At 32.5% G+C, this 9334-nt stretch carries 7 protein-coding genes; 3 read left to right on the top strand and 4 right to left on the bottom strand.

Annotated features, from left to right (window positions below):
- Window positions 1–299: 299 nt before the first annotated feature.
- Together J7K39_06935 and rlmH are read right to left on the bottom strand one after the other, a co-directional pair.
- Complete coding sequence (locus J7K39_06935) at window positions 300–2342, bottom strand: hypothetical protein (protein MCD6179623.1); 2043 nt, start codon at window positions 2340–2342, stop codon at window positions 300–302.
- Between the two features lie 72 nt (window positions 2343–2414).
- Window positions 2415–2888: a 23S rRNA (pseudouridine(1915)-N(3))-methyltransferase RlmH gene (gene rlmH / locus J7K39_06930; GenBank protein ID MCD6179622.1), complete on the bottom strand. Its 474-nt coding sequence runs from the start codon at window positions 2886–2888 to the stop codon at window positions 2415–2417.
- A gap of 185 nt (window positions 2889–3073) precedes the next feature.
- Here rlmH and J7K39_06925 point away from each other — a divergent pair, with 185 nt between their 5' ends.
- From J7K39_06925 to J7K39_06915, 3 genes are read left to right on the top strand one after another with little or no spacing between them, the layout of a single operon-like run.
- Complete coding sequence (locus J7K39_06925) at window positions 3074–3463, top strand: DUF4783 domain-containing protein (protein ID MCD6179621.1); 390 nt, start codon at window positions 3074–3076, stop codon at window positions 3461–3463.
- On the top strand, window positions 3463–4296 hold the full coding sequence (gene nadC / locus J7K39_06920; protein ID MCD6179620.1) for a carboxylating nicotinate-nucleotide diphosphorylase: 834 nt from the start codon (window positions 3463–3465) through the stop codon (window positions 4294–4296). Before J7K39_06925 ends, nadC begins: the two co-directional genes overlap by 1 nt.
- 9 nt (window positions 4297–4305) lie before the next feature.
- Window positions 4306–5223, top strand: a complete 918-nt coding sequence (locus J7K39_06915) for a YihY/virulence factor BrkB family protein (protein ID MCD6179619.1) — start codon at window positions 4306–4308, stop codon at window positions 5221–5223.
- A 274-nt stretch (window positions 5224–5497) separates the two neighbouring features.
- Here J7K39_06915 and J7K39_06910 read toward each other — a convergent pair whose 3' ends face one another.
- Both J7K39_06910 and J7K39_06905 read right to left on the bottom strand, forming a co-directional pair.
- The gene (locus J7K39_06910; GenBank protein ID MCD6179618.1) at window positions 5498–8635 is read right to left on the bottom strand and encodes a hypothetical protein; all 3138 of its coding nucleotides are present in this window, start codon (window positions 8633–8635) and stop codon (window positions 5498–5500) included.
- 159 nt (window positions 8636–8794) lie between these two features.
- Entirely contained in the window at window positions 8795–9325 is a 531-nt protein-coding gene (locus J7K39_06905; GenBank protein MCD6179617.1) for an RNA methyltransferase, read from the bottom strand.
- Between the last annotated feature and the right edge of the window lie 9 nt (window positions 9326–9334).

Genomic DNA, 9334 nt, shown 5'->3' with positions numbered 1-9334 from the left:
TTCAATCTTTCTATGAACTTCTTTTTTCCCTTTGTTAAGGGGCTGCAAAGATAAATAAATTTTGCTCTTTCCAAACCTTTTTGAAAAAAAATTTGATAAAAATTAAAATTTATTTTCAATGTGCTTTCTCGCTCTAAAACAAGACTCAATGTCCCCGCCAAAAGCGAGTGCAAATGTAGAAAGTATTCCCGAAGAAAAAAGTGTTTTATACAAAAAAATAAGAAATGTTTTAGTGTAAATTTTAAGGGGGATTTAAGTATTTAGTTATCAATAATTAATGAAAATAATTGTAATAAAAATTAATTAAATAATTGCCAAATTACACCAAATTTTATAGCTGCATCTGCATTTGCATAGTGAGGACTGATAAAATAATTTTGAGACATAAAGCTTGAGTTTAATTGCTCATACTTTAGGAAAAGTCGTGCTCTCTTTATTTTGGCATTCAAAAAAACATCAAAATAGGGGTAATTGCCAAATTCTTTTTCGTCTTGAATGTAAAAGGATCGTAATGCTGGCATATATGTATTTGCATAATAACTACTAAAATATCTGATATTTATTCCAAGCTGCATATCCATAGCTCCTTTAAATAGGGTGTTGGCGTAAAATAATTTTGTGTTGGAATATATCTTCGGAAGCCGAATGATATTTTTATCACTTACTTCTTGATAAATAAGGTTTAGGTCTATACCGAAGTTGCCTACTCGAATTTCTTGATCAAGAGAAATATTAAAATAGGAGAGGGCTGCGCTATATTGCTGAGGACTTATCGTACGATCTAAATAAAGATAATCGTGTAGTAGTCCCGTCTTGACATTAATCTTTGTTTCCTTTCGTATAAACTGGAAGCTAATTTCCTGTACTTTCTCGTTTTTAAAATTATTGTTCCATTGAAAGTAATCGCTAAGAAAGTGCTCATACATTAATTTAGCTTGAGTAGAGGAAGATAGTATTGCTATATTAAAGGTGTTTTTCTTTATTTTAAGGCTTAAATCTCCATTGATTTTATAAGCAGATGTGTTATCGCTACGGTATGAATAGAGTCCAGTAGCGAGAATTCCAAACTGCTTGGTTAAAAATAATTGTAATTTGGCTTGAGGATTGATTTCCGTAAAGGTAAAATTGCTTGAAATGGATTTGCTGTACTGAAGATACCGATGGGCATTGAATCCAAGTCCAAAGGAATAGGTAAGAAATTTGGGATCTTCTAAATTATCTTTGTAGGCAGAATTGCTATAGCTGATGGTATTTTCAATTACACTATGACCTATGCTGTCGAATATACTGCTTGTTTCTTCTGGAAAATTTGGTACGGAATTGTAAAAGTCTGAAGTTCCATCGGAATCGGTATATTGATAAATTTCTTTAGAATACAGAAAAGTATGTGATAATCTTCCGAGTGGTATAATTGGATCGAAATAAGGTTTTTTATAATGTTGAACACTATATCCTGCTAAATTTAGAGTGTTAGTGTCTGGAATTGCTGAAAAATCCGGCTCGGCTTTTGAAATATAAAAATCTTGCTGTACTCCAATACCGGAATATTTGATAAAATTCTCGGCTCCTGCCAAATTAACACTAATTATTTGTCGGTTCGTCTCTAAATTATCTTCGTAGAGCGAGTCGTAAACTATTCCTCCATTTTCTTGAAGTATAAGTTTGTTATGAAAATAAACGCCTTCTACTGAATAGCGTTTATCTTTTGTTCGATAAGCTATATTAGCATTGAAATTTTTCACGTCCGTTTTTTGGCGTGTATAAGAGCCAATAGTATTGAACAATTTAAAATCAATCCCGGCTTTTATTCGTTTGTCTTTAAAACTTTGTGCGTGTTGAATTTGTAAGACATTCTCTTTTTCCGGTCCCATTGTGTAGGACAGTTGTGTAAATGGAGTAGTAGTTTCTATCAATTCTACCTCGGATAAATCTCTAATGTATAAATCGTATGCGTGAAAACCAATATCAAAAGAAGTTTTTGGGTTAAACTCAATAATTAATGGAGTACTTGCTGATCCAATAATACCTAAGTCTTGAGAAAATATTTGAGCTTGCTTAACTGGGCTATAAAATTCAACATTGAATAATATTGTATCTATAGTTTCCTTTTGTTGGCGACCAATATATTTTGGATAAAAAGAATAAGTTTTAACATTTTTAAGATTTCCAACATTTAATAAAGAATCGTTTTGGTTTAGGTTTTCATCGGAAGCTTCGCCATCTGAATTTACAGTTGTTCCCTGTCCTTTTGTTTTTTGCCCAAGCGTTTCTTGCTGAGCTACAACAAATGTTGATATTGTGATATAAAGCAGCAAAAGAAAAGTTCTGATAAAGTACTTCATTTGTAAATTTTAGGAGTCAAAGATAAGGATAAATTAAATGTTTGAAAGTGTCGACGTATATTACTATTGATTTTATTTATGATGATAAGGTTCGTTATTTAATATTGTAAATGCACGATAAATTTGTTCGATAAAAAGCAATCTAATCATTTGATGTGAAAAGGTCATTTTTGAAAGCGAAAGCTTATAATTAGCACGTTTATAAACTTCATCAGAAAATCCGTATGCTCCTCCAACTACAAATACTAAACTTTTTACGCTTTGGTTCATTTGCTTTTGAAGAAAACTTGAAAATTCCTTTGAAGAAAAGGAGAGTCCTCTTTCATCTAATAATACAAGAGTGTCTGTTGATTTAACTTTTGTTAAAAGTAAGGCGCCTTCTTTTTGCTTAATATCCTGAAAACGAAGCTTTTTTGTGTTTTTTAAGGCTGGGATAACTATTTCAGAAAAAGAAATATAATGTTTTAGACGTTTAGTATATTTAGAGATTCCTTCTTGTAAATAAGTGTCTTCTGTTTTGCCATGAAGGATTAGTTTGATATCCATGGTACATTTCTTGTTTGAAGGCAAAAGTACAAATCTTTAACATTTTAATGTTAAGTATTCTACTAATAGTAATAAAAGGAATTGAATGAGCCTGTGAATGATGTTGAAAAATTGGTATTTTTGCTATAGGTTCTTAATGAACTTGGTTTTAATAGAAAATGTGTACTAAATAAAAGTATAATATAATGGTTAATAGAAAGTTTTTAGTAATACTGTTAATAGGTGTTTTTACTATCCCTGTAACGGCGCAATCTTTGGAAAGTACAATTAAGCAGATGAGTGAAGCTATTAGGACTGCTAATTACTCTGGTTTATCTGATTTGTTCTCAAGCACGGTTGATTTAACTATAAAAGATACAGATGGCATTTTTAGTAAAACTCAAGCTAAAGGTGTACTCAAGAGTTTTTTCGAAAATGACAAACCGAAATCTTTTCAGATAAAGCATAAAGGCTCTTCTAATGATGGAACTGTGTATGCTATTGGCTTATACGTTTCTGTCGACAAGACTTATAGAGTTTATGCTTTATTTAAAAATGCTAAAATTGTTCAATTACAAATAGAAGAGGAACTTTAATGATAATTGATGAAATTATAAAGCAAGCCCTACTTGAAGACATTAAAGAGGGGGATCATACTTCGCTATCTACTATACCTAAAAATAGTACTGGAAAAGCCCAACTAATTGTAAAACAAAAAGGTATTATTGCCGGCGTAGATATTGCGAAACGTGTTTTTATGGCTGTTGATACAACATTAAAATTCACAAAAAAGATTAATGATGGTTTTAATGTTAATATTGATGATGTAGTTTTTGAGATAGAAGGATCTTCAATTTCGATACTTTCCGCTGAAAGGTTAGCCTTGAATTTTATGCAGCGTATGAGTGGTATTGCAACCACAACAGCAATGTATGCAGAAAGAATAAGTGGGCTTTCTACTCGACTTTTAGATACTAGAAAAACTACTCCTTTGTTGCGTGAATTAGAAAAAATGGCTGTTAAATTTGGTGGAGGATATAATCATCGTATGGGGCTTTATGATATGATTATGATTAAAGATAATCATATTGATTTTGCGGGAGGAATAGAAAAGGCTATAGATGCTTGTTGTTCTTATCTTAAAGAAAAAAAATTAGATTTAAAGATAGAAATTGAAGTTAGAAACTTAGAAGAACTGAATCGGGTTTTAAAAAAAGGTGGAGTAGATCGTATAATGCTTGATAATTTTAGTGTCGATAATATGTATAAAGCTGTACAATTAATAGATGGTAAATATGAAACCGAAGCTTCGGGTGGAATTACATTAGAAACTATTAGACCTTATGCCGAGACCGGTGTGGATTTTGTTTCGGTGGGTGCTTTAACCCACCAAATCAAGAGTTTGGATATGAGTTTAAAGGCAATTTAATCAACAAAAATGACTGGAAGAGTAAAAAAACTTTATATAAAAGCCTATAAATTTGTGCATAGCGTTACTTTGCCGGGCTTTGATGGGATGCCTATTTCCAGAGTTTTTTCTTTTTTTTATAAAGGTCTTGTAAACGGAGCAATTACTACTCGCTCTTCATCTATTAGTTTTAATCTTTTTGTAGCCTTATTCCCGGCTCTTATTTTCTTTTTTACACTAATTCCATTTATTCCGATAGATAATTTCCAAGAAACACTCTTGAGTTTGTTAGAGGAAATTATTCCGCAATCTGCTTGGGAGCCTGTTCAATCTACTTTCCTTGATATTATTATGAGACCTCATGGGAGTTTGCTCTCTATAGGATTTATATTGGCTTTGTTTTTTTCCACTAATGGAATAAACTCAATGATAGAGGCCTTTAATGCATCCTTTCATAGTATGGAAACTCGTGGATTATTAGCTCAGCGTTGGGTGGCATTTGTTCTTATGTTGGTTTTATCTTTAATGTTAGTACTGGCTATTACTTTTGTTATAGCGGGTTCAGCATTACTACAGTACCTGAGGAGCGAAGGTCTCTTGCAGGATAGATTTATTTATTTTTTACTGGATTCTTTACGTTGGATAGTTTTGATAGCATTAACTTATTTTGGGATATCAATTATATATTATTGGGGACCGGCAAAGAAGCGACCATTCAGATTTTTTTCTGCCGGTTCAAGTTCTACAACTTTCGTTATTATGTTAACTCATATTGGATTTAACTATTATGCCAATAATTTGGCTAGATATAACGCTTTATACGGGTCAATAGGAACGTTATTGCTTATTTTATTATGGATATACTTTATTTCAACAATCTTGCTTATAGGCTTTGAACTAAATGTTAGTATACTAAACGCCAAGATTCGTACAGATGGAAAAGTTTAAAGCTTTATTTATCGCTTAAAGTATTTTATATTTGGTTTTATTTGATACTGTAATTTTTTATAGAACCCCATTCTCTTTCTTTTTTTCTGATTGTGTACCATTCAAATTTAAAGATTTTGCATTGGTCTATAATTACTGAAAAAATGACTAAAGGGATTTTATAAGGGATTTGGGATTTGATATGCTAAGTATTAAGTATTTCTAAATTGTTGTGATAGCACAAAAAAAGCCATCCGTCATTTGACGAATGGCTTTAGTATTATCAGAAATGAGATTATTTTACTATAGATAAGAATTCTTCATTATCAAAATACTTAACGAATTCCCTATCGTTTAATGCTTTACCTTTTAACTTAGGATTGATTTCAAACGCTTTTTTAAGATTAGCAAAAACTTCTGCATCATTTGCTGTTCTAGCACCTATTATAGCCAATAAGTAATTGGTTTTACAAGTTTCTTCTGCACAGCTTAGATTTGCTTTTGCTTCTTCATATTTGCCAGTCATTAATTGAGCAAGACCAACGTTAACGTCGCATTTCCTAGACCCAAATAACTCAAGAGCTTTGTCATATTCACCATATTGAATTGCTACAACTCCTAGGTTATAGTTTTCATTAGCACCTAAATTTTGTGCATTGGTAAAACATTTTTTAGCTTTATCCCAAGCAGCTTGTTTTGCATGAATAACACCCATATTATTTAAAATAGTAGCATTATTTGGAGCAAGAGCATTTGCTTTTTCAAGATAAGTAAGAGCATCAGTATAGTTGCCGTTTAGGATTTCACCATAAGCGTAATTTGTTTGAGCTTCCCAGCTGTCTGCGAATAAATTAGCAGCAGTTTTGTAAATTGCTGTTTGAGCTTCATCATCTTCAGTTAAAGTAGCAGCATAAAGTAATTCTTGAAGAGTTAAATCTTCTGGTTTTGTTGTTGCAAGAGCTGCAATTTCTTCTGCAGTACGTTTTGGCTCATAGCAATTAACGGTTACTTCTGCTCTACGTAAAGGAGAAAGAATATTTTCTAATTCAGGATATATTAAAATCATATTCTTAATTTCTGCTTCTTTTTTAGCAGGAGCAGCAGATTTAATTACGTTTAAAACAGTGCTTTTATCTGCGAAACTAGAAGCTTCAAGTGCAGCCATAAAACCATCCCAATCAGGACCGTTACCAACAACTGTGAAATCAACACCACTACAGTTATCCATATTAATCTTAGAATTTTTTGCTTTGATTAATCTGTGTAACTCGCTATGAATTTGCTTATCAGCAACTTTAGCACGGTTTTCAGAAAGATTTGCATTTAATGTTTCTTCACCTTCTGGAGAAGCATAAGCATTGACGGTGATATTTTTAATTTCCCATCCTTGAGATAAGAACTCATCAACAGCAACTCTTGCTGCTATCGCATTTTTGCTACTATTTAAACCTCTTCTTTTATTATAGGTATATTGATTTTTAGGGAAGTACAATTTACCTGTTTTTGAAATTACAGTTTCTAGTTCGTAACCACTATCAGCTAATAAACTCTCTTCGTTTCCTCCGGCAAAATCTTCGGTATGAATAATACCATCAGCAATTTTTACTTGAGTTTCGGCTAAGTTTTTAAATGTTGTTTCTGTTCCTGCTTTAGGTACATATACAACAGGAGTTACTTCAACGGTTGAGCTTGCCATTTCAGGAGTAAAATCAAATTCGCCTGAGAATGTATAAGTTCCGCCAGTTTCGTAAGGTACCATTTGTCCTTCAATACCTACAACTTCTTCACCAACAAATGTTTGAGTAGATAGAGCTAATTCTTGATCGCCATATTTTAATACAGGAGCAATATCAACAGCAGCACCACGTCCGAAATAATTTTCAGGGAAAGTAACGCTAATCTCATAAGCAACTTTTCCGCCTTTTTCTTGAAGTACTTCAGGAGTAACTTTGTAAGTAACTGTTTCATGATTACGAATCATTTTACCTTCACCGGAACCACCTAATACAGCTGATGCTGCTTTAACAAATTTGTATGTAAATCCTAATGAGGTGTATTGATAATGGTCGTTTTTAATCATCATATTACCACCATCGGTTTGATCCATTAAATCATATCCTGTAAACCTAGCAGAAGTTTCTATGGTAACGTCAAGATTTTCTGTTACGCCATATTTTGCTCCTAAACCAGCAGGGAAAATGATTATATTATTTTTGTAGTTGCCATAATCAGTATCATTGTGTGGATGATTATAAATGTCTTCATCACGCATATCATAAACATTACCGTTATGGAAAGCTACACCAATACCACCAAAGCCATAAAGGCTAAATCTAGCGTTTTTATTGTCACGGAAAATATTTGTAAAATCAACAGTTAATTGACCGCTTACATCGGTAAATGTTCCTTTGTATCTCAACAAATCAGTATCGTATTGCATTCCGCTTGCTGTAGCTGTAGTAATTTTATAATCTGATTGTGAAAGCAATTGACCATTAGTTACATTCAATCTTGCACCAAAGATAGGGTCGAATTGATAACCGGCTTTGACTCCCCAAGCAAACATTTCTGAGTTGCCAAAAACATTATCAGGATGTAAATCTCCAAAGAAATCGGTAAATCCTAAGTCTGTATTTATGTAGAAATAAGGATCAAATACGCTAGAAGTAGCAGTAAATTTTGGTCCAAATCCATCAACAAGTTTATAGGTAAACCCTAAACTGGTATATTGGTAACGATCATTTTTAAAAGCAGCATCTCCACCTAAAGTTTGATCTAATAAATCGTTATCAGTAAAACGCATACTTGTTTCAAAAGTAATGTCGAAGTTACTATTTAGAGCATATTTAGCACCGAAACCAACAGGAAAAACCATTACTGCTTGGTCGTAATCACCATAATCTGTACCATTATGAGGATGGTCGTAGATTTCGTCATCTCTAAAATCATAAACATTTGCATTTTGGAACATTACACCAAAACCACCAAAACCATAAAAACTAAATTTTGCATCACTATTATCGCGAAAAATATTGGTGAAATCTACCATTACTTGTCCGGTAAAATCTGTAAAGTGTCCTTTATACCTCAGATAGTCAGAGTCGTATTGGTAATTTGATGTTATTTCAGTTACAGAGTAGTCTGAGCTTGAAAGTAAACGACCACTACTGATGCTAAAACGGCTTCCAATTACAGGAGAGAATTGGTAACCAAAATTAAAGCCGCCGGCAAACATATTGTTTGAAAGGAAAGCTTTATCGGGGTGCATATCTCCATAGAAATCGGTAAATCCCATATTCCAATTGAAGAAGTAATGCTTGGAGAAGTCAGTTGACTTACTGGCTTTTTCGGTTTCTTGCGCATAAGAAGTACTTATGCTTAGGGCAAAAGTAAATGCAAAAAACGTTAAAATAATTTTGTGAAAATTTCTCATAATTCTGATTTTTTTATTGATTTCGTTAGCTTGTTTTTGAATTAACACGCAAAAGTATTGATTTTATTTGGATTAAGAAAACATTTATGCGTAAAACGTAACGGAATTACGTTGCGTAAATATACTTAAAAAAAGTATTCAACACAAAAAAAAATAAATTTATTTTTTTTGCCTCTGAAACATATCCCATAATACAATTCCAACAGAAATGGAAATATTAAAAGAATGTTTTGTGCCATATTGTGGAATTTCAATACATCCATCAGAAATATTTATAGCGTTTTGTTGAACTCCTTTCACTTCATTTCCAAATATAAAAGCGCATTTTTTGGAGAAATCTGGAGTAAATTCTCCTAAAATATAGCTATTTTCTGCCTGTTCAACGGCAAAGATTTGATAGCCTTTATTCTTAAGTTCTACAATTGCTTCTGTTGTTTTCTCGAAATACTTCCAATCAACGGATTCGGTAGCCCCAAGGGCTGTTTTTTGTATTTCACGATGGGGCGGTTGAGCTGTAATTCCACAGAGATAAACAGATTCTATTCTAAATCCATCAGCAGTTCTAAACACAGAACCAATATTGCTTTGACTTCTTATATTGTCTAGTACAACTATAAACGGCGTTTTTTTTGCTGTTTTGTATTCATCAACACTAATCCGATTGAGCTCAGAGTTTTTTAATTTCTTCATATAAATTAA

The sequence above is a fragment of the Bacteroidales bacterium genome (genome assembly GCA_021157585.1).
Classification (GTDB): domain Bacteria; phylum Bacteroidota; class Bacteroidia; order Bacteroidales; family UBA12170; genus UBA12170.
Note: the sequence above shows the minus strand (reverse complement) of the source record. Positions and strands in the feature narration are given on the sequence as shown.